The sequence below is a fragment of the Sodalis sp. RH16 genome (assembly GCF_047324245.1).
GTDB lineage: Bacteria > Pseudomonadota > Gammaproteobacteria > Enterobacterales > Enterobacteriaceae > Acerihabitans > Acerihabitans ligni.
Map to the genome: position 1 here is coordinate 3,378,876 of NZ_CP178737.1, position 22,270 is coordinate 3,401,145.

The 22,270-nt window shown below is 57.2% G+C and carries 21 protein-coding genes; 14 read left to right on the forward strand and 7 right to left on the reverse strand.

Going from position 1 to position 22,270, the window contains the following annotated elements; all coding sequences use genetic code 11:
* Positions 1 to 159: 159 nt before the first annotated feature.
* The 6 genes from ACL2XJ_RS15600 (at position 160) to ACL2XJ_RS15625 (ending at position 5,840) form a co-directional block, all read left to right on the forward strand.
* Positions 160 to 825 (forward strand): DUF1345 domain-containing protein, encoded by a 666-nt coding sequence (locus ACL2XJ_RS15600; protein ID WP_132927835.1) that lies wholly within the window; start codon positions 160 to 162, stop codon positions 823 to 825.
* 100 nt (positions 826 to 925) lie between these two features.
* Positions 926 to 1,798 carry a carbohydrate ABC transporter permease gene (locus tag ACL2XJ_RS15605; RefSeq protein ID WP_132922734.1) on the forward strand — a complete coding sequence of 291 codons (873 nt, stop codon included), beginning with the start codon at positions 926 to 928 and terminating at the stop codon, positions 1,796 to 1,798.
* A complete protein-coding gene (locus ACL2XJ_RS15610) occupies positions 1,788 to 2,618 on the forward strand; it encodes a carbohydrate ABC transporter permease (protein ID WP_132922733.1) in 831 nt (276 codons plus the stop codon). The genes ACL2XJ_RS15605 and ACL2XJ_RS15610 overlap by 11 nt, the downstream gene beginning before the upstream one ends.
* A gap of 10 nt (positions 2,619 to 2,628) precedes the next feature.
* On the forward strand, positions 2,629 to 3,453 hold the full coding sequence (locus tag ACL2XJ_RS15615) for a phosphodiesterase (protein WP_132922732.1): 825 nt from the start codon (positions 2,629 to 2,631) through the stop codon (positions 3,451 to 3,453).
* Positions 3,453 to 4,529 (forward strand): ABC transporter ATP-binding protein, encoded by a 1,077-nt coding sequence (locus tag ACL2XJ_RS15620; RefSeq protein ID WP_413723735.1) that lies wholly within the window; start codon positions 3,453 to 3,455, stop codon positions 4,527 to 4,529. Before ACL2XJ_RS15615 ends, ACL2XJ_RS15620 begins: the two co-directional genes overlap by 1 nt.
* A complete protein-coding gene (locus ACL2XJ_RS15625) occupies positions 4,530 to 5,840 on the forward strand; it encodes an ABC transporter substrate-binding protein (RefSeq protein ID WP_132922730.1) in 1,311 nt (436 codons plus the stop codon).
* A gap of 220 nt (positions 5,841 to 6,060) precedes the next feature.
* Here ACL2XJ_RS15625 and ACL2XJ_RS15630 read toward each other — a convergent pair whose 3' ends face one another.
* From ACL2XJ_RS15630 to ACL2XJ_RS15640, 3 genes are all read right to left on the reverse strand, one after another.
* The gene (locus ACL2XJ_RS15630; protein WP_413723736.1) at positions 6,061 to 6,684 is read right to left on the reverse strand and encodes a glutathione S-transferase family protein; all 624 of its coding nucleotides are present in this window, start codon (positions 6,682 to 6,684) and stop codon (positions 6,061 to 6,063) included.
* A 151-nt stretch (positions 6,685 to 6,835) separates the two neighbouring features.
* A complete protein-coding gene (locus ACL2XJ_RS15635) occupies positions 6,836 to 7,405 on the reverse strand; it encodes a TetR/AcrR family transcriptional regulator (protein ID WP_413723737.1) in 570 nt (189 codons plus the stop codon).
* Positions 7,406 to 7,436: 31 nt separating this feature from the next.
* Positions 7,437 to 7,898: a DUF1348 family protein gene (locus ACL2XJ_RS15640; RefSeq protein WP_413723738.1), complete on the reverse strand. Its 462-nt coding sequence runs from the start codon at positions 7,896 to 7,898 to the stop codon at positions 7,437 to 7,439.
* Here ACL2XJ_RS15640 and ACL2XJ_RS15645 point away from each other — a divergent pair.
* Entirely contained in the window at positions 7,897 to 8,088 is a 192-nt protein-coding gene (locus tag ACL2XJ_RS15645) for a hypothetical protein (RefSeq protein WP_413723739.1), read from the forward strand. The genes ACL2XJ_RS15640 and ACL2XJ_RS15645 overlap by 2 nt on opposite strands.
* A gap of 142 nt (positions 8,089 to 8,230) precedes the next feature.
* Here ACL2XJ_RS15645 and ACL2XJ_RS15650 read toward each other — a convergent pair whose 3' ends face one another.
* From ACL2XJ_RS15650 to ACL2XJ_RS15665, 4 genes are all read right to left on the reverse strand, one after another.
* Positions 8,231 to 8,518 (reverse strand): YjcB family protein, encoded by a 288-nt coding sequence (locus ACL2XJ_RS15650; RefSeq protein ID WP_132922725.1) that lies wholly within the window; start codon positions 8,516 to 8,518, stop codon positions 8,231 to 8,233.
* Positions 8,519 to 8,649: 131 nt separating this feature from the next.
* The gene (locus tag ACL2XJ_RS15655; protein WP_413723740.1) at positions 8,650 to 10,242 is read right to left on the reverse strand and encodes an efflux transporter outer membrane subunit; all 1,593 of its coding nucleotides are present in this window, start codon (positions 10,240 to 10,242) and stop codon (positions 8,650 to 8,652) included.
* Position 10,243: 1 nt separating this feature from the next.
* On the reverse strand, positions 10,244 to 11,812 hold the full coding sequence (locus ACL2XJ_RS15660; protein WP_413723741.1) for a DHA2 family efflux MFS transporter permease subunit: 1,569 nt from the start codon (positions 11,810 to 11,812) through the stop codon (positions 10,244 to 10,246).
* The gene (locus ACL2XJ_RS15665) at positions 11,809 to 13,020 is read right to left on the reverse strand and encodes an HlyD family secretion protein (protein WP_413723742.1); all 1,212 of its coding nucleotides are present in this window, start codon (positions 13,018 to 13,020) and stop codon (positions 11,809 to 11,811) included. Before ACL2XJ_RS15665 ends, ACL2XJ_RS15660 begins: the two co-directional genes overlap by 4 nt.
* 615 nt (positions 13,021 to 13,635) lie before the next feature.
* Between ACL2XJ_RS15665 and ACL2XJ_RS15670 the strand changes: the two genes are divergently transcribed.
* From ACL2XJ_RS15670 to ACL2XJ_RS15700, 7 genes are all read left to right on the forward strand, one after another.
* A complete protein-coding gene (locus tag ACL2XJ_RS15670; RefSeq protein ID WP_413723743.1) occupies positions 13,636 to 14,760 on the forward strand; it encodes a helix-turn-helix domain-containing protein in 1,125 nt (374 codons plus the stop codon).
* 672 nt (positions 14,761 to 15,432) lie between these two features.
* The gene (locus tag ACL2XJ_RS15675; RefSeq protein WP_413723744.1) at positions 15,433 to 16,503 is read left to right on the forward strand and encodes a helix-turn-helix domain-containing protein; all 1,071 of its coding nucleotides are present in this window, start codon (positions 15,433 to 15,435) and stop codon (positions 16,501 to 16,503) included.
* A 332-nt stretch (positions 16,504 to 16,835) separates the two neighbouring features.
* Positions 16,836 to 17,348 (forward strand): spore coat protein U domain-containing protein, encoded by a 513-nt coding sequence (locus tag ACL2XJ_RS15680; protein ID WP_413723745.1) that lies wholly within the window; start codon positions 16,836 to 16,838, stop codon positions 17,346 to 17,348.
* 15 nt (positions 17,349 to 17,363) lie between these two features.
* Positions 17,364 to 18,089: a molecular chaperone gene (locus tag ACL2XJ_RS15685; RefSeq protein ID WP_413723746.1), complete on the forward strand. Its 726-nt coding sequence runs from the start codon at positions 17,364 to 17,366 to the stop codon at positions 18,087 to 18,089.
* 32 nt (positions 18,090 to 18,121) lie between these two features.
* On the forward strand, positions 18,122 to 20,425 hold the full coding sequence (locus tag ACL2XJ_RS15690) for a fimbria/pilus outer membrane usher protein (RefSeq protein ID WP_413723747.1): 2,304 nt from the start codon (positions 18,122 to 18,124) through the stop codon (positions 20,423 to 20,425).
* 2 nt (positions 20,426 to 20,427) lie between these two features.
* Positions 20,428 to 20,883, forward strand: coding sequence for a spore coat protein U domain-containing protein (locus ACL2XJ_RS15695; RefSeq protein WP_132922716.1), 456 nt, complete (start codon positions 20,428 to 20,430; stop codon positions 20,881 to 20,883).
* 147 nt (positions 20,884 to 21,030) lie between these two features.
* Entirely contained in the window at positions 21,031 to 22,218 is a 1,188-nt protein-coding gene (locus ACL2XJ_RS15700) for a multidrug effflux MFS transporter (protein ID WP_132922715.1), read from the forward strand.
* The last annotated feature ends 52 nt before the right edge of the window (positions 22,219 to 22,270 follow it).

Consider the following 22,270-nt stretch of genomic DNA (forward strand, 5'->3'; position numbering starts at 1 on the left):
AAAATGGCCCGGACCGGGCACTTTGTTAGCAAACTCAAACCGGTCCGGACCGGTTTTCTTGCGTATGCTTCCGCCGGCCCCCGTCGCGGCCACTGGCGTTCGGCTCCCGGTAGGCTACGCTATCATCATCTTCTTCAAGGCACGGTCCAATCCATGAGTCTGCTTTTGCTACATCCGGTAAAACATTATCTGACCGCCCGTCCAAGGCTGCTAATAGCCGTCGGCGCCGGGATTCTGGCTTATTTTTTCTTGCCCGCGAGCTTTTCGACGCTGATGCGCCTGACCATTGCCTGGAATGTGCTGGCCTGGTTATACCTATTCTTCCTCTGGTGGCTGATGATGCGAGCCCAGGAGGAAGATATCCGGCATATTGCCCGTATACAGGACGAGAGCGCCAGTACGGTATTGTCGCTGGTGAGCGTCACCTGTCTGGTAAGCATCCTGGTGATCCTGCTGGAACTGAGCACGGTAAAACACTTGTCGGGCACATCTAAGGTCATGCACCTGGTCTTGACCGGCACGACGCTGATAGGGTCCTGGGCCTTGTTGCCGACGGCATTCGCCATGCATTATGCCCATTTGTTTTACCGAACCCGCGCGCAGCCGGAGTTGGCGCTCCTCTTTCCCAATGATTTACGCAAACCCCGCTATTGGGACTTTTTATATTTTTCCTTTACCATCGGCGTGGCGTCGCAAACCGCCGATGTCGCCATCGGCAGTTCGGACGTCAGGCGCATCGCGCTGCTGCAGTCGGTATTATCCTTTATTTTCAATCTGGTTATCCTCGGCCTTTCCATCAACGTCTGCGCCGGGTTATTGAGTTAAAGAAGGAAGTAAGCGGGGCGTTAAGCATCACTGACTTAAAACTGTCAAAAACGGCCTATAGGATAGGATGCACTTGAAGCCGTGATGCAGAAGTCTTCTTATGCGCAAACGCCTTTTTCCCTATTTGCTGCTGGCACCCACGTTTATTTTCCTCGTCGGTTTCACCTATCTGCCGTTAATCCGCGCCCTGATTGACAGCCTGCATGATTCCAGGCTTTCCACCGACAGTCCGCCTTTCGTCGGCATGGATAATTTTATCCGCCTGTTTCAAGACCCGGTATTCTGGCTGTCCCTGAGAAATAACGGCGTTTATATCCTGCTGACCGTGATACCCGGTATTCTGCTGGCCCTGGTACTGGCGGTGTGGCTGACGGAGAACACCAGGGTAAATCGCTGGCTGCGCACGGCGTTTTTTTTTCCTACCATTATTCCCCTGGTGAGCGCCGCCACCTTGTGGACGTTTATTTTCATTCCCAACCTGGGCCTGCTGGATTATTACCTGGGCAAAGCGGTCGGTCCGCTGTCGGTGAATTACCTCGGCATGGGGAATAGCGCGATGGTTGCCCTGGCGGCGGTGGGTATCTGGAAGTTTGCCGGCTATTACATGCTGTTTTTCCTGGCCGCCCTGCAAGGCCTGCCGGCTTCGCCGCGGGAAGCGGCTATTATGGAAGGGGCCGGCCGGCGGCAGGTGTTTTTTTATATCACCTTGCCGCTGCTCAGGCCGACCCTGAATTTTGTCATTATCATCGCCTTGGTTTATGCCATTACCCAAATTGATCATGTGGTCATCATGACCCAGGGCGGTCCCAACAACGCCACTTCGGTAGTGCTGTTTTATATCCAGAACCTGGCCAACAACAGCCACGATTTCGGTAAAGCGTCTGCCGCCACCTTCTTCACCATGCTCGCCCTGTTTGTGATTTCCATCCTCAATCTGCGCACCCTGGAAAAAGGGGTGCACTATGAACGTTAAACAGCGATTCCCGCTGCGCACCCTCTCGCTGCTGCTGATCTGCGCCGCCCTGCTGTGGCTAACGCCGATATTCTGGATGATCTCATCGGCGTTCAGCGCCGACAGTTTTTCCCCCGCCATGGCGTCGATCCTGCCCCGCCGGCCCTTGACCTTCGGCACGCTGGAGGAGGCATGGGAGAGCGCCGATTGGCTGCGGTTGTATGCCAATACGCTGATTTTCGCCCTGGGGACGTTTGCGGTGCAACTGGTGACCATTACCACGGCGGGTTATGTGTTTGCCTATCACGAGTTTCACGGCAAAACCACGCTGTTTTACCTGCTGCTGATTCAACTGATGATCATGCCGGTCATGCTCATGGTGCCCAATATGATGACGTTGCACCAGCTCGGCCTGCTCAATACCCTGACCGGGACCATGCTGCCTTATTTCGCCTCGGCCTTCGGCGTTTTCCTGATGCGGCAGGCGTTTCTCAATATCCCGCGCGAACTGGAGGATGCGGCGCTGATGGAAGGGTGCCGCTGGTGGCAGGTGGTGATGCATGTCCTGCTGCCTATGACCCGGCCCGCGCTGCTGGCGTTCGCCACTGTCTCCATTACCTATCACTGGAACGAATTTCTCTGGCCGCTGATGGTCTTGAACGACCCGGATAAACAGGTGCTTACCGTGGGTTTGGCCTCTTTTGCCCTGGGAGCGGAATCCGGCGGCCAGTGGGGGCTTATCAGCGCCGGATCCCTGATGGTCTGCCTGCCGCTGATGGTGGCGTTCATTCTGTGTCAAAAGCATTTTCTCAGTGGTTTTGGTTTCTCCGGTATCAAATAAGAGGACGACTATGTTCATTGCCCAACTTTCCGATCTTCACTTTCGCCAGCAGGGAACGAAGCTATATGACTTTATCGATGTCAATGCCGCCAATGGTGAAATCATCAACCGGATCAACGCGCTGGCGGAACGGCCCGATGCGGTGATCGTCACCGGCGATATCGCCAACTGCGGCGAGCCGGGGGAATATCGCCTGGCCCGCCGCATGCTGGGCATGCTGAACTATCCGCTCTATGTCATTCCCGGCAACCATGATAACAAGGCTTTTTTCCTTGACGCCTTCAGTGAGCTTTGTCCGCAACTGGGCCAGGATCCGGAAAATATCGCCTATCAAGTGGACGATTTCCCGGTCCGGCTGCTGTTTATCGATAGCTCGGTGACCGGCGCCGCCCACGGACATTTAAGTGAAAATACCCTGCGCTGGCTGGAGCGGGCGTTATCCCGGGACGATAAAGAGAGCTATGTTTTCATGCATCATCCGCCGCTGGCGTTCGGCTCGGCGCAGATGGACCCCATTGCCTGTGACAACGGCAAGGCGCTGTTGGCGCTGATTGAGCGCTTCGCTCACCTGACGCGGGTATTCTGCGGCCATGTGCATCGCATGATTGCCACCCAGTACCGGCAGGCGCTGATTTGCTCCGCGCCCGCCACCGTGCATCAGGTGCCTTATTACCATTCGGACGAACGGGCTTATTACAGTCTGGAACCGGGCGCCATGATGATGCACAACCTGGTGGAGGGGGTGGGGTTGGTGAGCAGCTACCACTCCCTGGCGCACTATGCCGGGCCCTGGTTATACGATCCGCGAATCAGCTGCCCGCTGGATACGTTCTGATGTCTTTATTGGCAATCGATGGCTTGACCAAGCGCTTCGGCGAGGTGGATGTCCTGCGGGAGGTGACGCTGGACATCCGGGAAGGGGAATTCCTGGTGTTGGTAGGACCCTCCGGATGCGGCAAAAGCACACTGTTGCGGATAGTGGCCGGCCTGGAGCAGCCCACCGCGGGCCGCATGCTGTTCAACGGCGGCGATATCGTCAACCGGACGCCGCGGGAGCGCAATTTCTCGCTGATTTTCCAGAATTATGCCCTGTTCCCTCATATGACGGTGAGAAATAACATTCTGTTCGGCATGAAAATACGCGGCGAGCCGGCGTCGGGATTCCCCCAACGGCTGGCCAAGGTGGCGGACCTGTTGCAATTGCAGCCGCTGCTGGATAGAAAACCGTCCCAGCTTTCCGGCGGCCAGCGGCAGCGCGTGGCCATGGCGCGGGCCATTATCCGCGAACCGGCGCTGTTTTTAATGGACGAGCCGTTATCCAATCTTGACGCCCGGCTGCGCGGCGAAGTCCGCGACGGCATCATGGCGCTGCATGAGAAGCTGAAGATCAGTACCGTTTACGTTACCCATGATCAAATCGAAGCCATGACCATGGCGGACCGTATCGCGGTTTTACATCAGGGCCGTCTGCAACAAATCGGTACGCCGGAATCCCTTTACCGGCGACCGGCCAATCTGTTCGTGGCGGGGTTTATCGGCACACCGGCCATGAATATCCTCAAGCTGCCTTGGGGCGACGGGAAGGCCTGGCTGGCGGGGCGGCCCATCGACGGGCCGGCGGGCTATGCAGCGCGGGATTACGGGGAAACGGAAGTCTATTTCGGCATACGTCCCGAGCACTTGGCGGAGGATCGGCAAAACGGTTTTCTGCACGGCCGGGTGGTGCGGCGAGAGCTGCACGGCGCTGAGTATCTCATCGCATTAAACACCCCTGCGGGGGTTATTCAGTACCGCCGGGAAAATCGCGGCGCTATCCCGGCCCCCGGCCAGGAGATTTCTCTCTCGTTTTCACCGCTGGATTGTTATCTGTTTTCGGTGGTTAACCAACATACGCTTTTAGGGGAGCAATAAATGAAAATATCAGGGTGGATGCTATTGATGGGCGGCGTGGCGGCAAGCGGCGGCGCCTGGGGGGCACAGGCCATTGACTTTATGTTTCCCGCCCCGGTGGACGGTAAGCTGACGATGGAAATGACCCGCATCATCAAAGAATTTAATCAATCCCAGCAGCAGGTCGAGGTGCGGGGCATTTTTACCGGTGGCTACGATACCACCAAGGTTAAGGCGGAGTCGGCGGCCAAGGCGGGCTCCCCGCCGGCGCTGGTGATCATGTCCGCCAATTTTACCGTCGATCTGGCGCTGAAGGATGAAATTTTGCCCATGGATGAACTATTTAAATTCTCGGCGGACAAGCAATCGGCGACGGATTTCCTGCAAAAAAACTTCTGGCCCGCGGTACAGCAGAATGCCCAGGTGCTGGGCCGGACCTATGCCATCCCTTTTCATAATTCCACCCCCATTCTTTATTACAACCGCGACCTGTTCCAACAGGCGGGCATCAGCCAGCCGCCGCGGACCTGGTCGGAACTGGCGGAGGACGCCAAAAAGCTCACCAATAAAGATAAAGGCCAGTGGGGCATTATGATTCCGTCCACCAATGACGATTACGGCGGCTGGATGCTTTCCGCGCTGACCCACGCCAACGGCGGCAACTGGTCTAACGACAACTATCCGGGGGAGGTGTATTACGACACTCCCAGCGCCAGGGGCGCCTTGCAGTTCTGGCAGAATCTGGTGTATCGCGACGGGGTGATGCCGGCGGGGGTATTGAATACCAAACAAATCAGCGCAGCGTTTTTCTCCGGTAAACTGGGCATGGCGTTGCTGAGCACCGGCGCATTAGGCTTTATGCGCGATAATAGCCGCGATTTTACCATGGAGGTGGCGATGATGCCGGTCCAGCAGCGCCAGGCGGTAATTATCGGCGGCGCCAGCCTGGTGAGTTTTAAAGGCATCAGCGAAGCGCAAAAGGCCGCCGCCTATCAATTCCTCACCTATCTCACCAGCCCCGACGTGAACGGTCAATGGAGCCGTTTCACTGGTTATTTCGCGCCGCGCATGGCCGCTTACGATACCCCGGCCATGAAGGATTATCTTGCCAAGGATCCGCGAGCGGCGGTGGCGCTGAAACAGCTGCAGTATGCCCATCCCTGGTATGCCACCTATGAGACGGTGGCGGTACGCCAGGCCATGGAGAATCAGCTGGCGTCGGTGGTCACAGACAAATCGCGCCTGGTGGCGGATGCGGCAAGGGATGCCCAGCGCCAGGCGGATGAGATCATGAAGCCGTATGTGGCGCAAACGGCGTTGAAACAGCCCTGAGACCGGGGTTAAACCCCGGTCGGAGCTTGTTGACAAAGTGCCCGGTCGAGACAGGCTGCCAGATCGTAAACACGCCGTAAACCCTTCCCTGGGGGCTCGATCCGCGCCATCCCTGGCGCGGACGGTTTACTCTTCTAGCAGCCTGTCCCGCCTTATTGGCTTCGGGCATGTTTGTCAGCAGTCTGAGACCGGAGTTAAACCCCGGTCTTTCCCCTGGCGATTAGGGCTGTCCGTTTCTGCCGTGGGCGATAAAAGCCGGCCGCAGGCTTAATCGTTCATAATAGGCGCTCACCGCCGGGAGGTCGGGGCGCTGGAGCGGGGTGGAAAACCAGCGGTGCACCGACAGGCCGATGGGGATATCCGCCAGGGTAAATGCCGGACCCGCGACAAAGGCTCCGGTGACCTTGAGCTGGCCCTCCAGGATCGACATTTTGCCGGCCCAGCTTGCGGCGGCGGCCTTGATGCGTTCGGGATCGGGATGCTCGGGATTGTGCCGCACCAGGGCGCTGAAAACATAGCTCCAGGCGGGATTGAGATCGGCGGCCTGCCAATCAATCCACCGGTCGATGCCGGCCCGGATCTTGGGGGCCGCCGGGTATAGCGATTCGCCGCGGTAGGCGCGCGCCAGGTAACGGATAATGGTATTCGATTCCCATAGGACAAAATCCTCGTCCTGGATAACCGGAACCATGGCATTAGGATTCAGCGCGAGAAATTCGGGGCTGTGGGTGGATTTGAATCCGTTGCCCCAGTCTTCGCGCTGATATTCGATGCCCAACTCCGCGCAGGCCCATAGGACCTTGCGCACATTAATGGATGAAGATCTGCCGAGTATTTTCAGCATAGGCTTCCTTTACAATCAATGTTAGGGTGACAGTGGCCAAGCCATACTGGCATTTTTCCCGGCGGCTGGGAACAGGAAAACGCCGGCTTAAAGTCTCCAGGGCTGCTTGCGCCATTGAAATGCCTTGCCGGTATGCCAATGATAAGTATCCCTAGCGCGCTGCCAACTGCTCGTTGACGCGCCTTTGCAAGCGTAGGAGGCTCTTGGAGAAGAACTCCGCGTCGTCAAGGGCGCGGGCCAGGATCAGGGCGCCCTGGATACCAGCCACCACCTCCTGCGACAGGATGGCGCAGGTGGCGTCGTCAACCCCAGCGCGCCGCAGGGCGCCCCCCAGCGCGGCTATCCAACGCCTGAAATAGCCGCTGATGGCGGTAGCGAACCGATCCCGCGTGCCGTCCAGGGCAAACGCCCCCACCAGGCAAACGCGTTTACCGGATTGAAAATAGTCATCCACTTCCCGCCACATGTCATCCAGAGCGCCGAAGGCGTTCTCCTGTTCCAGCGGCAGGAAAATATGCCCGGCGAACCAGCGGTGGATATGCAGCAGCACCTCAGCGGCCATCTCCTCCTTACCGGCGGGGAAAAAGTGATAAAGACTGCCTTTGCCCAGCCCGGTACCCTCGGTAATGCGGCTGAGGGAGGCGCCCTCAAAGCCGCACTCGCGGAATATTTCGGCAATGCGGGCCACCAGCTCGGTTTTTGCGTTTTCTTTGCTGTTCAATGAATGAATGCCTTGCAGTTACCGCGAACCACTACAAACCAAAATCGGACAGGCCGGGGTGGTCGTCCGGACGCCGGCCCAGCGGCCAGAAAAACCGGCGATCGTCGCTGGTAATGGGCAAATCATTGATGCAGGCAAAACGGCGGAACATCAATCCTTGCTCATTGAACTCCCAGTTTTCATTGCCGTAGGAGCGGAACCAGTTTCCGCTGTCATCGTGCCATTCGTAAGCGAAACGTACCGCTACTCGGGCGCCGGTAAATGCCCATAGCTCTTTGATCAGCCGATAATCCAGCTCCCTGGCCCATTTGCGGGTCAGGAAGGCAACCACTTCCTCGCGTCCGGTAACAATTTCAGCACGGTTGCGCCACTGGGTGTCTTCGGAGTAGACCAGGGAGACTCGGCGGGGGTCACGGCTGTTCCAGCCGTCTTCCGCCAAACGGACTTTGGCGATTGCAGTCTCCAGCGTAAAGGGGGGAACCAGGTTAGCCATGATGAGTGCCTTTTCGGTGAGTGAAGAGAAGACTGTACCGATCGGTACAGTCATTGGCAAGGTTTATTTTATCCTGTCAGGTTTCGCGGGAATTGCCGAAAACGTCAAGCCCGCCCGGAACTTGGCGGAAATGAACCGGGGTCCGAGGAGAAACGAAAAGCCGCACGTGTTGAAATCGGGTATGAAATGAGGGAACGGATGGGGGACGGAGGCGAACCGATAAAATCGGTTAAGGGATTTTAAACAGCAAAAGACCTGGCTGAATGCGCCATGTCTGAATGCGTGGGTCGTTAAAATGTATTAGCGGAATGGGCGTCCGGTAAAGGCCCGGATCAGGTAATCTGCCAGTCCGGCGGGGTGTGGACGATAATATATTCCCCCAGCTCTTTCAGACCGGCCCAGATATCGCGCCAGTGCGCCAGCTCCATCGAGAGGGTAATGCCCAGCAACCCGGCGACAAACCAATAGGCCATGCTGATGCCTACGCCGGTGAAGATAAAGGCAAGGGCATTTTTACTGGATCTACGGCATACAACATTTAGCGTGCTAGCGAAAAACATCATCACCGCACTGAGCAATTCCCAGCGCATCATCACAAAGCCTGCGGCCAGCGTACTCATGTGGAACCATCCTCCCGTTGATTAAGTTGCCGTAATTTTCTCCTGTTTTTAGGTATTGTGCTACAAAAATATGTGATGGAGGTCAAATTTTTTTGACGGTAATGGATAAGTTGTTTACTTTTTTGGTTTTTTTACTTTTGGGTGCCGGACGCTACGGTTTCCGCCGGCCCGAACACCGGATACTTAGGTAAATTCACCTGCGTGTAGGGTTCCCAGCCTCCGCCCAGGGCTTTATAAAGCGCCACCAGATCAATGCCGGTCTGGACCCGGGCGGCGGCGACCTGCTGGCGGGCCTGGGCCAGCTGCCGCTGTGCATCAAGCATGGTGATAAATGACGTCAGTCCCTGGCGGTAGCTTTCGCTGGATAAATTGAAGGCGTTTTGAAATGACGCGGCGGCTTGCTCCAGGCCATCCACCTGCTGCTGATCCGTGCGGTAGCTCACCAGCGCGTTCTCCACATCCTGCAACGCGGTCAGGACGGTTTGGCGGTAGGACAAGACCGCATTGGCCTGTTGCACCCGGGCCAGCCGGACGCTTGACACCAGCCGGCCGCCCTGGAAAATCGGCAGCGACACCTGGGGACCGTAGCTGTAAAAATGGCTGCTCCAGTGGGTCAGATAATCCGCCTCGGTATTGCGCATGCCGAACTGGCCGGTGAGGGAAAAATCAGGGAACAATTGCGCCACCGAGACGCCGATATTGGCGGTGGCCGCATGCAGATTGGCTTCCGCCTGGCGCACATCGGGACGGCGTCGCGCCAGGGCTGACGGCACGCCCACCGCCACGGCGGCCGGGACGGCGGGCTGCGGCTTGTCTTGGCGTAGTTCGTTATCCAGCGTGCCGGGAGGTTGTCCCAGCAATACCGCCAATCCGTTCATCGCCTGACGCTGTTCCGCTTCGTACTGCGGCAACTGCGCCCGCAGCGAACCGAGCTGGGCAGCGGCGTTTTCCACATCATACTGCGGCGCCAGACCGTGCTGCTGGCGGCTGCGGGTCAATTCCAGGGACTGTTCCGCGACATCGATTTGCGTGCGAAGCGTCTGCGCCACGGTCTGGGCGCCCCTCAGCTGCAAATAGGTCCGCGCCACCTCCGCCTCCAGGGACACCAGGGCATCGTTGCGTTCTTCAACCGAAGCCTGGCTTTGCGCCTGCGCCATCTCCACCGATCGGCGGACTTTTCCCCAAAGATCCAGCTCCCAGCTGGCGTCGAAACTGCCCTGATACAGGCTTATCGGCTGGGTCAGGGTATCCAGCGCGGAGGCTGCCTGCGGACTAAGACTCGCCACGCTTGAGGTGTCGACATGGGCCGAATCCAGCTGGCCCGCCAGACCCAGCTGCTCGCGCTGGGCGCTGGCCTTGGCCTGCACCGACGGCAGGTAAGCGGCGCCGGCCTGCAGGGTTTGTTCACGGGCGCCGGCGATACGCAGTACCGCCTGCTGCAGATTGATATTGCCGGCGATGGCCCGGTCTATCAGGCTATCGAGCTGCGGATCGTTAAAGCTGTGCCACCAGGACGGATCGGGCAGCGCCGCCAGGGTAGCGGAGGCGGACCGGTTTTTGCCGCCGTTGTCGAGATTGTTGAACGCGGCGGGGGTCACCGGTGATGGGGGGCGGTAATCCGGACCCACCGAACAGGCGGTTATCATGGCCGCCAGCAAACCCAGGCCGAAACGGCGCAGGCGGGGAGCGTGCTGCAATTGAGCTTTTAACAAACGGGCCGGCATACTAATGGGCTCCAACGCTGCCTTCGCTCTTCACCGGCGAAAGCAACAGACAGAAAGGAATCAGGATAAACGCCACCACCGCGCAAATGGAAAACACGTCGATATAGGACATAATCCGCGATTGGATAATCATTTGCTGGTACATCTTGCCGGTGGCTATTTGCAGCGGGTCGCCTATTTGCAGGGAAAAGTCCCGGATGGCCGCCGCGCTGGTATTTACCGCCTGCTGGAATTGCTCATTAAGCGGCGACATGTTATGCACCATATACGCGCTGTGGACCTGGCTGCGTTCGGTAATGGCGGCGGTGGAAAGGGAAATCCCGACGGACCCCGCCACATTGCGGAACATGGTAAACAGCGCCGAGGCGTCGGCATTGAGCTTCGGCGCCAAGGTGATATAGGCCACGGTGGTGAGGGGCACGAATAAAAATCCCAGTCCGATGGATTGGGCGCTGCGCATCATGACCAGGGTCAGATAGTCTACATTGGGCACCAGCCGGCTGGAATAGATAAAGGCCAGCGCCAGTAACGTGAAGCCGAAAGCCACCAGCCAGCGGGTTTGAACGATGGGCATCAGTTTTATCACCAGCGGGATGGACAGGACGATTAAAATCGCCCCCGGCGACATCACCAGGCCGGAGAGGGTGGCGGTATAGCCCAGCTCCTGCTGGGCCAACTGCGGTATCGCCACCGAACTGCCGTAGAGGATCATGGCCATGCCGGCCATCAGCAGGCTGGAGACGGCGAAATTTCTGTCTTTGAGACAGCGTAAATCCACCACCGGCTTTTTGGCGTAAAGCAGCCAATAGACGGCGCCCACAATGCCTACCGCCGTCAGTACCGCAAACAGACGGATAAAATTGGACGAGAACCAGTCATCGTCCTCGCCGCGGTCCAGCATGACCTGCAAACATCCCAGGCCAAGAGCTATCAGGCCGATGCCGGTAAAATCAATGGATAATTTATGGCCTTTGACCCGGCGTTCCCACGGAGGGTCTTCCAGCAGTTGGTAAATAGCCACCAGGGTCAGGACGCCGATGGGAATATTAATCAAAAACACCCAGCGCCAGCTGTAATTGTCGGTGATCCAGCCGCCCAGGGTGGGGCCCAGCACCGGCGCCACGATTATGGCGATAGAGGAGAGGCCGAAGGCTTTGCCGCGATCTTCGGGCTTGAAATAATCCAGCAGCACCGATTGTTGTACCGGCTGCAGTCCGCCGCCGAAAAACCCCTGCAGCACCCGGAATAAGATGATTTGCCACAGTTCGGTGGAGATGCCGCACAGGAACGAGCAGACGGTAAACATGGCGATACACAGCAGGAAATATTGCTTGCGGCCGAACACCCGGCCCAGAAAGGCGGAGATAGGCAATACGATACCGTTCGCCACCAGATACGAGGTGAGCACCCAGGTGGACTCATCGTAGCTTGCCGATACGGTTCCGGCGATATGGGGCAGGGCGACATTGACAATGGTGGTATCCAGGATCTCCATGAATACCGCCAGGGTCACTACCCACGCCACGACCCAGGGGTTGCCCGTCGGCCGCCAGTGCCGATCGTCACTCATTTCAGGAATACCTTGGGCTGCACCGAGAGGCCGAGGGGCAGGGGCATATTCGGATCCAGTCCGCTGTCGATGACGATTTTCACCGGCACCCGCTGCACGATTTTCACAAAGTTACCGGTGGCGTTTTCCGCCGGGAACGCTGAAAAGCGCGAACCGGAACCTTGCTGCACGCTGTCCACATGGCCGTGCAGTTTCAGGTTGGGGTAGGCATCCACCTCAATATCCACCCGGTTGCCGGGCTGCATGCGCTCCAGCTGCGACTCCTTGAAGTTGGCCGTCACCCAGACATCCGGTGAGACCACCGACATCAGGGCGCCGCCGGCCTGTACCAGCATGCCGGGCTGCACATTGCGGCGGGTGACGAATCCGTCGAACGGCGCGCGGACGTCGGCATAGGAGAGATTCAAATCGGCGGTTTCCACCTGCGCTTTCGCCTGCTGCACCTGTTGCTGGCGCGCCTCGACGGTGGTCTCCGCCTGGCGGATTTGCAGCGCCACCTGAGCGGCTACCTGCACCTGGGCGCGGGCATTGGCGACATCGGCGCTGGCCGCGCGCAGCTGCGCGTTGGCGCTGTCGATATTTTGCTGCGAAGTGGCCCGGGGATCGACGCCGCGCTGCCGGCGATATTCCGCTTCGGCATTTTGTAGATTAGCCTCGGCCCGGGCCTGTTGCGCCTGGGCCTGCGCCAGCTGCGCCGGATACTGCACGCGGGATAGGTCCAACTGCACCTGGGCCTGGTGCAGCTGCGCCTGGGCCAGACCCAGCTGGGCCAGGGCCTGGTCCCGCTGCGCGGTATAATCCCTTGGGTCTATTTGCACCAGCAAATCCCCTTTATGCACGCGCTGGTTATCCCTGACCGCCAGGTTGGCCACATAACCGGAGATTTTCGGCGCGATGGTCACCGCGTCGCTTTCGGTATAAGCATCGTCGGTGGTCTCCTGATTACGGGTGGACAACCAAAAGTAAAGCGCCACCAGGATGAGGAGCAGCACCACCACGGCCAAAATGATCAGAGGCTTTTTACCGGGACCTTTACGGGGCGGCTCCGACGAGTCGTCTTGCTTATCGCCTTCCTCGTCGGGCTGGTTGTCTTCATCTTGCCGGCCATGGGCCGGTGGCTGGTCTTGGTGGTCGTTATCGCGGCGGTCTTGGTTCGCCGGCAATGCGTCATCTGATTTGTCGTTATTATTGCTGTCCATAGGCCCCATCAAGATATCGGCAGCAAGGCGCTGCGCCGTTGATTAACAGAGAATCTTTGCATTGAGTAAAAGGATTATAGCAAAGTTGTGAACTGCGTCAGTTTATTGCTGCTTTGCGCTGCATGAGACGTGGAGACGCTGGCCATTTCTTGCCGGGCCCCGTTGGACAAGCGGCGCGCAGCTTGATATCCGGCCTTCGCCGCTCGCCAGACCGCGGGATCCTGTTATAACAATACATTGGCCGGCGCGTGCTAGAGATGCGTTGAGCGGCGAAAAAAAATCGTTAGAAATTATGTCTAACATCGCGCGCGCCCGCTTTTTCGAGAGCCGGCGGGTTCTGCGGGCCGCCAGGAGATGAGATAAACCGGCGGAAAAATCGTGCTCTGCTAAACTCATGCATAGAATAGATTAGAAAAATTAACCTGCCGGAGAGGAGAGCCGCAAGCAGGGATAATGAGAAAGGATCAGGTATCAGGCCGAATTTTCCCCGGTTCGCGGATGAATGACATCATCACACATGATTTATCATGAAGTATTGATTGTTCTACTTACCCTTTAGTCCGTGAGATGTTCCTCTCCCCATGGCCGCCGGGTACTTGTATGTGCAATGGATCTGTATCGATTATGCTGAAACATACTAGGCCGATTGTCATTGATAGCACGGCCGGCGATATGCTCACGTGCCGTTCCTCTCAATCCCCGATATCGGGGATGGCTGCCGCCGAAGTGCGAAGAGCCATTATTCTGACCTATCCGGGATGTTTTCTTGGCGAGGCCATCGAGCTGCTGGAATTAATGACTGCGCTGAACAGCGATCATGTTATTCATTACGTGTCGCGGTTTTATTCGCTGTCGGGAGGACCGGTGGATTCACCGTCCAGCGAGCTTATCCATGTGGACTGCCTGGCGGTGGACGGCCCGTTGCCCATTGAAAACGATCTGCTGATCATCGCCTCCGGCGCCAGGTCGGCGGGGGATCCAACCGGGGAAATATCCCGTTGGCTGCAGGCGGTCTGCCCGGCGTCAAGGCAAATCGTCGCACTGGGCTCTGGGGTCTTGCGGCTGGCGGCCGCCGGCCTGCTGAACCACCGGCAAGTGACTACCCATTCCGCGCTGGCGCCGTTTCTCACCGCCAATTTTCCCCTGGTGGAGGTTAAAGCGCCGGGTGCGCTGCTTATCGACGGCAATCTTTTCACCACCAACGAACATATCGATTTGCGTAAGCTGGCGTTGCTGCTGGTGAGAGGGCCGCCATCGCTAAAAAGAGTACAGCGGCCGGCCAAGCCCGTCGGGCAGGCCGGGGTTGAGATTGTCTTTCATTCAGCGGCGTTCGTGAGTAAGGGAACCGTTGCGCACCGGATTCTCCTTTGGTGGTTGATCCATTTGGACTATGACATAACAATGCAGAGCTCGGCGGAATTTTTAGCTATGAGCGAACGCAGCTTCCGGCGTCATTTCAAAAGTGAAGTAGGATATAACCCCAATCTTTTTCTTCTGCTGCTGCGGCTGGAATTAGCCCGTCAGGCGCTGCTTGACGGTGATTTGCCGATCGATAAAATCGCCCGGCGCGGCGGACTGCACGACGGCCAACAGCTGGCGCGGATGTTTCGCAAGTTTCTCGGCATCACGCCTAATCAATACCGGGCGGTAAAAGGCCTGGGGGAACTGCCCCTTATGGATCCGCTCTACCACGCCGTCTTTGACGGCCGTCGGATGCCATGCTGGCTGCGGGAATTCCTGGGCCTGTAATATGCCGGGCCGGCGGCGGCTGGGGTAGGGAGAGCGGTTCCATTTTCTTCCTGGCGTAAAAATACCCAGGCGCGCCTTATCGGCAGAACCAAGGACTCCTAGAGTGAATTAACCGCGATTGGCCGGAACTGCAGCCATTCTGTCCGGATTTGCTGTGAAATGAATTTTCAACAATAGCAGCGAACAGTTTATATTGGCACTCGACAGTTCGGGTTTACCATACAAAATCCAATGGGTTAGCAACAGATCTTGCCGGGACCCCTATTACCGCTGCCAAAGAGCAGTATGTTTATTAATAAAGAATTTAAAGAGATTATTTTTATATTTACTCTATTTTATAAATTGGAAATTCTCGGCTTGAGTATGTATGAAGGATTATTTTTCGATTATTGTTCATTAACAAAAAATGCTTTTGAGCTGTGATTTTCTTAATATGCCTATCAATGAATATATCAGCTGGTAGGTCTTGATTTATCTCCACTGGAGAGTGATATATTTTCCATAATGCCGTGTCATTCTCAATGACGTTGTCGGCCGGATTATGATAACTATGCTTAAAAGTAATGCAGCTTTTCATTTTATCGGCAACCAGTCTGGCGTAAATGCCGGGCCGGGGTATATGCCCTCGCCGCGTTCCCGATCCTGATGGAGATTGGCAAGGATATCCGGAGGATGGCGATTTTGACCTACCCGGGCTGTTATTTCGGCGAAGCGATCAGATTACTGGAGCTGGTCATATCCCTTGAAGAGCCTTTGGCGGAGCAAAACCAACGCAGCACCCGCAATCTGATTCAAATCTACTCCCTGTCCGGAGGGCGGGTCTTTTCGCCGGCGTCATGTTTGATATATATGGATACCCTGATGATTCAGGGTCCGAAGCCGGTGGATCCCGACCTGTTGATTATTGCCCACGGCGCACGGGCGGCGGCGGATCACGCCGGCGAGTTGTCAGATTGGCTGCGGGAGGTATGTCCCGGGACGAAGCAGATAGTCGCTCTTGGCTCCGGCGTTATTCCACTGGCGGCGGCCGGCCTGCTGAATCATCGAAAAGTGGCTACCCACTCCGCTTGGGTGCCGCTGCTGGCCGAACATTACCCGCTGGTGCAGATCGATGATCTGTCGCCTTTGCAAATAGACGGCAATATTTATACCACCAGCGAACAAATCAATTTGCACGAACTGGCGATGTTGTTGGCAAAAAATAGCCTGTCTCCCGGCCATCGTCCGCCGCAACTGCTCGCGGTATCAAGAACGGGCGACGGCGTGGCGGCGTTCAGCCATGCGTTTACCCGGTCGGATTCCATCGCCCACCGGATCATACTGTGGTGGCTGGCGCATATCGACGAAGATATCAGTATGGAGCGTTCGGCGGAATTTTTATCCATGAGCGAACGAAGTTTCCGGCGTCATTTTAAAACGGAAGTGGGTTACTCGCCGTATTTGTTTTTGTTGCTGTTGCGGCTTGAACTCGCGCGCCAGGCAATGATCGATAGCGATCTTCCCATCGACAAAATTGCCCGTCGAGGGGGGTTGCACGACGGCCAGCAGTTAGCGCGCATGTTCCGCAAATTCATTGAAACATCACCCCATCGGTACCGAACGGAAAAATGCAATGAGGTGCTGCCGATGCCCCATCCGATCTACGCCGCCTTGTTTGACGGCCGCACCACGCCCCCCTGGCTGCGGGAACTGCAATTCGCGGCGAAGCGAGATCGAGCCGAAGATCGGGGCTCAGGGCTGTGATGATGCGGTTTCACATTTTAAATCGCTGCGAATATCGACGGGTGCGCCGTCATTAAAAGAATAAAATGGAGTTTCATTTACTATAAATCTTGCTATGAAATAATTATCCGGCCGAAAAAAATATATTACATCCACTCGGTTTTTATCGCTTATGGCGGGCTGTTCGTAAAATAAATATCATCTTTTGGCCGATATTGCGATTATTTAGTCCGTATTTGCGAAGGTATAAAACCGTACTTAACTCAAATGGCCGTTATTATGTTTGTGAGAAATGACACAACCAAAGTGCCAAATCCATTCAAATTATCAGTCGCTTCTTTCAAGGAAATATCATGTCCTGCAAACGTCTTTTCAAAGTCGGTGCCCTGTCTGTACTCTGCCTGGGTACCGCTATTGCCAGCCAGGCTTATGCCGCCGGTACGCAAAATGCCAACATCGCGGTTACCGCCGCGGTTGAATCAGCCTGTACCCTTGCCACCACCGCGCTGACGTTCCCCGCCTATACCGGTGCTGCGGTAGTGGATACCACTGCGACCTTGACGGTCACCTGCACCAACGCCGCGCCGTATGTTATGGCCCTCGGCGCGGGTAACGGCGCAGGCGCCACCACCACGGTGCGCGTTTTGACCAGCCCGTCGACCACTTCTGTGCTGAACTACGGTCTGTATAGCGATGCTAACCATACCGTAACCTGGGGCAATACCGTTGGTACCGATACCGTAGGCGGAACCGGTAACGGTGCGGCACAAGACGTGACCGTTTATGGTGAAATCGCCGCTAACCAGCTTTCCGCCCAGGTCGCTACCGATTATGCCGACACCGTCGCTGTGACTGTGACTTACTAAGAAAAGTAAAGCCTAATGCCCAGTAATATCATTTTTATCCGGGTGCTTATGCTGGCAGTCCTGTGGGCCATCGTGCCCCAGGCTTCTGCCCAGGCATTGGCCATCGTGCCCATCCGTCAGGATTTATCATCGGTACACCGTTCCGCCAGTTTTACCTTGACCAACACCTCGGATAAACCGACGTTAATCCAGATTCGCGGTTTCAGCTGGATCCAGAAGGGAAATGACGACAATTTTGTCCCTACCTCCAAGCTGACGGTAAGTCCTCCTTTTGCCACTATTCCGCCAGGCCAATCGCAAACCGTGCGTTTGTTGCTACGGGATCCGGCAACAAGAGACGAAGAGTCCTATCGTATTGTATTTGACCAAATTCCCGATCGCGGCGTTAACCACATTCAATTGACCGTGCGCTTTACCGTACCGGTATTCTCCTTGAGCAATACCCCCGCGCACCCCGACGTGCGGTGGCGCATCGAGCGGCAGGGCAATGATCTGATGCTGGTGGCGGCGAACCTGGGATTATCACATAGCATGCTGGCTAACCTGAGCGCCGCCACAGCCGGCGGCGAATCCCTGAAGCTGGCGGGTCCCGGTATGCCTTATATCCTGGCCGGCAACGAACGCCGCTGGGTTATCAAAGATCCCCGTCATTTGTTAAACACCGGTTCACGTGTTCATGTCATCAATCCGGGTCCGCAGGACAAATCGGACCAATGGGTGAATGTCGGCCCTAGCAATTGATTTCATCACCCTATTGGCGCCAGGCAAGCGGTATGCTCGCCATGGCGCTGATGTGGCCGGCGGCGGCAACCGGCACCCCGCCGGATGCCGGGCAAAGCCTGCTGCTCGATGTGGTGGTGAACGGCCAGGATCATAATAACATTCAGGAAATCGCCCAGCGGCAGGGCGCGCTGCTGTTTACCCGAGAACAGCTTACCGCCTCCGGATTGGTGTTGCACGGTAAGCCGGCTGAAACCGGCGACGGTCTGATTTCATTGGACAGCATCAAGGAGTGGACCTGGCGGCTGGACGCCAATGCACAAACCTTATATCTCAAGGTTCCGGTGCAAAACCAGATTGCCCAGCAGCTCAACGCCGATCCCGGGTCGGCTGACCTGTCGCCCGCCCACAGCGATACCGGCGCGCTGCTGAATTACGATACCGAGTTTACCCACTATGCGGGCCAGACCGGCAATAGCCTGCTGGGAGAGCTGCGGCTGTTCGGCAATCGGGGGGTGCTCAGCAACAACGCCCTTGAAACCCATAATCCCTATCTTAGCCAGACGGTACGGTTGGACAGCACCTATAGCGTCTCCGACGTGGCGACCCTGCGCACCTGGAACGTCGGCGACTATATCAACGGCGGTCTGGACTGGACTCGTCCCGTGCGCATGGCGGGTATGCAAATGACCACTAATTTCGGGCTGCGTCCCGATTTGGTGACCTTTGCGCGGCCCGGCATCAGCGGCGAGGTGGCGGTGCCCTCATCGGTGGATATCTATGTCAACGGGCTGCATCAGATGACCACCCAGGTGGACCCCGGTCCGTTTGAAATCAACCAGCTGCCGGTGACCAGCGGCGGCGGGGATGTGTCGATGGTGGTGAAAGACGCCAATGGCCGGCAAACCAACGAGACCCTGCCGTTTTATGCCAGCAGTAATCTATTGCAAAAGGGATTGGATTCCCTGTCCGTTGAAGCCGGCTCGGTGCGCCGGGCATATGCCAGCCGTTCCGATGATTATGCCGGCGGCGCGGCATCCATGAGCTATCGCCACGGCGCCACCGACCGGCTGACCTTGGAAACCCATCTGGAAGGCAGCGAAAAGGTGGCGATGGGGGGCGTGGGGGCTGATATGCTGGTGGGTTCTCTTGGTGTCTTGTCCGGCTCGCTGGCCGTCGGCGGCTACGGCCAGACGCCGGGAACGCAATACGGCGTGGGTTTTGTCCATAACGTTCATGCCTTCAGTTACGGCGCCAGCCTATTAAAGGCCGACTCGCATTTTTACGATCTGGCCTCGGCGTATGGCGACGGCACTCCCGGCACTACCCTGCGGGCCAATGTCGGTTTTCCATTGCCGGGGGGCGGTTCATTCGGCGTGGTCTACGCCAAGCGCTTGGTTAATTATTATAATGATTACAATTATGAATCCACCCGAATAGAAACCTCGACCCTGACCGCCACCTATTCAAGCTCGCTGCCGTTTTTGCGGGCATTTGGCTATGTTACGGCACTGCATGATTTTGATTATGACCATGATAACGCAGTGTTTGTCGGTATTTCCCTGCCCATCGGGCATCGGGCCACGGCCAGCGCCGGCGGCAGCGTCAGCAATGGGGAAAGCTATCAAACCCTGCAGGCGCAGCAGTCCGCGGTCCAGCGGGGCGATATTGGCTGGAGCCTTGGCGAGCAGAACGGATCGATATCCCGGCAGACCGCCGGGCTGGAATATAAATCCGATTGGGGATTGATGGGGGCCCAGGCAGAGCAGGGTACGGCGGGCCAGGCGCAGCGCGGCACCTTGCAGGGGGCCCTGGTGGCCATGGATGGACATGTCTTCGCCGCCAATACCATTCAGGACGGTTTTGCGGTGGTGGATACAGACGGGTTGCCCGGTGTCGAGGTCATGCAGGAAAATCGGCCGGTGGGTAAAACCGATAAAAACGGTTTGCTGTTTGTCGAAGATCTCCGCGCCTACGAGAGCAACCGTTTATCCATTAATCCCAATGATGTACCGATGGACGTCTCCCTTGAAAACGACAATCTCACCGTCAAGCCAAACGATCGATCCGGCGTATTGGCTAAATTCCCCATCCATCATACCAACGGCGCCACTTTGCGGCTGGTGGACTCGCAGCATGTGCCGCTGCCGCTGGGCAGCGTGGCGACACTGGTCAGTGGCGGGGCACAGGCCATGGTGGGGTATGACGGCGTGACCTATTTTGAGAATCTGGCGGAACATAACCGCCTCAAGGTCGCCACACCCGGCCGGCCGGACTGCGGGCTGACCTTCGATTATCGGCCACAGACCGGCGCCATACCGGAAATCGGACCATTGATATGTATCACCGGAGCTTGATTATGCAATTACTGAACGTTGTAGGCATGGTATTGATGTTTATCAGCGGGCCGGCATTGGCCTATGACTGCGGGATTTCCGGCACGCCGCTGAATTTCGGTTCGGTGGAAGGTATTGCCGGACATATACAGCAAAGCACCGCCACCCTGACCGTGGTTTGCCGCACCGGTAACGCCCCGGAAACCGTCAGCTACCAGATTCTGATGGTGGGGCCCACGGGGGATGAGCAGCGACAAATGTCCGTCGGGACGCATAACACCGGCTATCAGCTTTATACCTCGGGAAGTTACCAGCAAGTGTGGAGCAATACCGGCCCGGGCGTTATCAGCGACAGCTACAGTCTCGGGGCCAATGCCACCGTCTCGCGCAACTACACCGTTTATGCCAAAATGAAAGCCGACCGCGCGTCTTCCCCCGGCAATTACACGGATAATGTCGCGGTACAGCTTATCTACTGAACCATTGGATGTTATGGAACCCCTGGTTAAAGTGATTCCTTCGCCGCAGAAAAACTGACAAATCACTGTTTTTTGCCGACAATAGTGGCTCATCCCCCATCTAAATTGGGCTAACGAGGACTTTTCGCCGGTTATAGGGATATGTTCATGACCACTTCTTCTCAACGACTGAGCTTCACCCTGGTGCTCGGCTCCCTGGCCGCGCTGGGCCCGCTTTGTACCGATTTCTATTTGCCCTCCCTGCCGGAGCTGGCGGCCGGCCTGGGCACCACTACCGCCACCGCGCAGCTCAGTCTGACCGCCGGGTTGCTCGGGCTGGGCCTGGGCCAGCTGTTTTTCGGTCCCTTGAGCGATAAGCTCGGGCGTATGCGTCCGCTGCTGGCGTCGCTGTTCATCTTACTGCTGGCTTCCATTGGCTGCTCCCTGGCCCGCGATATCTCGCAATTACTGGCGGCGCGTTTTATTCAGGGCCTGGCGGGAGCGGGCGGGGCGGTATTATCCAGAGCGGTGGCCCGTGATTTGTACAACGGCCACGACCTGACCCGGTTTTTCGCCCTGCTGATGCTGGTTAACGGCCTGGCGCCCATCGCCGCGCCGGTAATGGGCGGCGCGCTCTTGTCCTGGACGGATTGGAGGGGTTTGTTTATGGTGCTGGCGGCCATCGCATTGCTGCTGCTGGTATTGAGCGTCTGGCGGCTGCGGGAAACCCTGCCGGCGTCAAGGAGAACCCCGGCGTCCCTGTTCGGGGTTTACGGCGGCCTGGGACATCTGGCGACCCAGCGGCAATTTATGGGATTATGCCTGACCCAGGGGTTCAGCATGGCGGGAATGTTCGCGTATATCGGCGCCTCGCCTTTCGTCCTGCAGCAAATTTACGGTCTCAGCCCCCAGTCCTTCAGCTTTTGTTTTGCCGCCAACGGCCTGGGCCTGATCGCCGCCGCGCAAATCGCCGCCCGCTGCAGCATCAGATTCGGCGAGCTCATCCCGCTGAAAGTCGGCCTTGCCGTGGCGGGTGTGGCGTCGTCGGCCCTGGTGGCCTGCGGCGTGTTCCGGGCGCCGCTGCCCATGATTTTGACGGCGCTGTTTTTTTCCGTGATGATAAACGGATTAATCGGTACCCTGGCTTCTTCCCTTGCTATGCAAAGCCAGGGTAAAAACGCCGGCAGCGCTTCGGCGATTATCGGCGTCGGCATGTTTGCCCTTGGCGCCCTCAGCGTGCCGGTTACCGGTATCGGGGGTACCTCGGTGGTGACGATGGGGCTGACAATTTGGGGATGCTATATCATAGCCATCCTGATATTTACTTTTGTAGTGAATAAAAAGGTACTGGCTTAATACCCTATTAAGGTGATAACGAGGCGTTTTGGTGCTGACTTAAATCCAATAA

What these genes read in the sequence shown, in the direction of transcription:
- ACL2XJ_RS15630 (WP_413723736.1), bottom strand. Translation starts at nt 6,684, where the DNA reads ATGCTGAAAATACTCGGCAGATCTTCATCCATTAATGTGCGCAAGGTC.
- ACL2XJ_RS15610 (WP_132922733.1), top strand. Translation starts at nt 1,788, where the DNA reads ATGAACGTTAAACAGCGATTCCCGCTGCGCACCCTCTCGCTGCTGCTG.
- ACL2XJ_RS15675 (WP_413723744.1), top strand. Translation starts at nt 15,433, where the DNA reads ATGGCGATTTTGACCTACCCGGGCTGTTATTTCGGCGAAGCGATCAGA.
- ACL2XJ_RS15645 (WP_413723739.1), top strand. Translation starts at nt 7,897, where the DNA reads ATGATGAGTGCCTTTTCGGTGAGTGAAGAGAAGACTGTACCGATCGGT.
- ACL2XJ_RS15650 (WP_132922725.1), bottom strand. Translation starts at nt 8,518, where the DNA reads ATGAGTACGCTGGCCGCAGGCTTTGTGATGATGCGCTGGGAATTGCTC.
- ACL2XJ_RS15695 (WP_132922716.1), top strand. Translation starts at nt 20,428, where the DNA reads ATGCAATTACTGAACGTTGTAGGCATGGTATTGATGTTTATCAGCGGG.
- ACL2XJ_RS15620 (WP_413723735.1), top strand. Translation starts at nt 3,453, where the DNA reads ATGTCTTTATTGGCAATCGATGGCTTGACCAAGCGCTTCGGCGAGGTG.
- ACL2XJ_RS15690 (WP_413723747.1), top strand. Translation starts at nt 18,122, where the DNA reads ATGCTCGCCATGGCGCTGATGTGGCCGGCGGCGGCAACCGGCACCCCG.
- ACL2XJ_RS15615 (WP_132922732.1), top strand. Translation starts at nt 2,629, where the DNA reads ATGTTCATTGCCCAACTTTCCGATCTTCACTTTCGCCAGCAGGGAACG.
- ACL2XJ_RS15660 (WP_413723741.1), bottom strand. Translation starts at nt 11,812, where the DNA reads ATGAGTGACGATCGGCACTGGCGGCCGACGGGCAACCCCTGGGTCGTG.
- ACL2XJ_RS15680 (WP_413723745.1), top strand. Translation starts at nt 16,836, where the DNA reads ATGTCCTGCAAACGTCTTTTCAAAGTCGGTGCCCTGTCTGTACTCTGC.
- ACL2XJ_RS15670 (WP_413723743.1), top strand. Translation starts at nt 13,636, where the DNA reads ATGCTGAAACATACTAGGCCGATTGTCATTGATAGCACGGCCGGCGAT.
- ACL2XJ_RS15665 (WP_413723742.1), bottom strand. Translation starts at nt 13,020, where the DNA reads ATGGGGCCTATGGACAGCAATAATAACGACAAATCAGATGACGCATTG.
- ACL2XJ_RS15640 (WP_413723738.1), bottom strand. Translation starts at nt 7,898, where the DNA reads ATGGCTAACCTGGTTCCCCCCTTTACGCTGGAGACTGCAATCGCCAAA.
- ACL2XJ_RS15700 (WP_132922715.1), top strand. Translation starts at nt 21,031, where the DNA reads ATGACCACTTCTTCTCAACGACTGAGCTTCACCCTGGTGCTCGGCTCC.
- ACL2XJ_RS15685 (WP_413723746.1), top strand. Translation starts at nt 17,364, where the DNA reads ATGCCCAGTAATATCATTTTTATCCGGGTGCTTATGCTGGCAGTCCTG.
- ACL2XJ_RS15625 (WP_132922730.1), top strand. Translation starts at nt 4,530, where the DNA reads ATGAAAATATCAGGGTGGATGCTATTGATGGGCGGCGTGGCGGCAAGC.
- ACL2XJ_RS15605 (WP_132922734.1), top strand. Translation starts at nt 926, where the DNA reads ATGCGCAAACGCCTTTTTCCCTATTTGCTGCTGGCACCCACGTTTATT.
- ACL2XJ_RS15655 (WP_413723740.1), bottom strand. Translation starts at nt 10,242, where the DNA reads ATGCCGGCCCGTTTGTTAAAAGCTCAATTGCAGCACGCTCCCCGCCTG.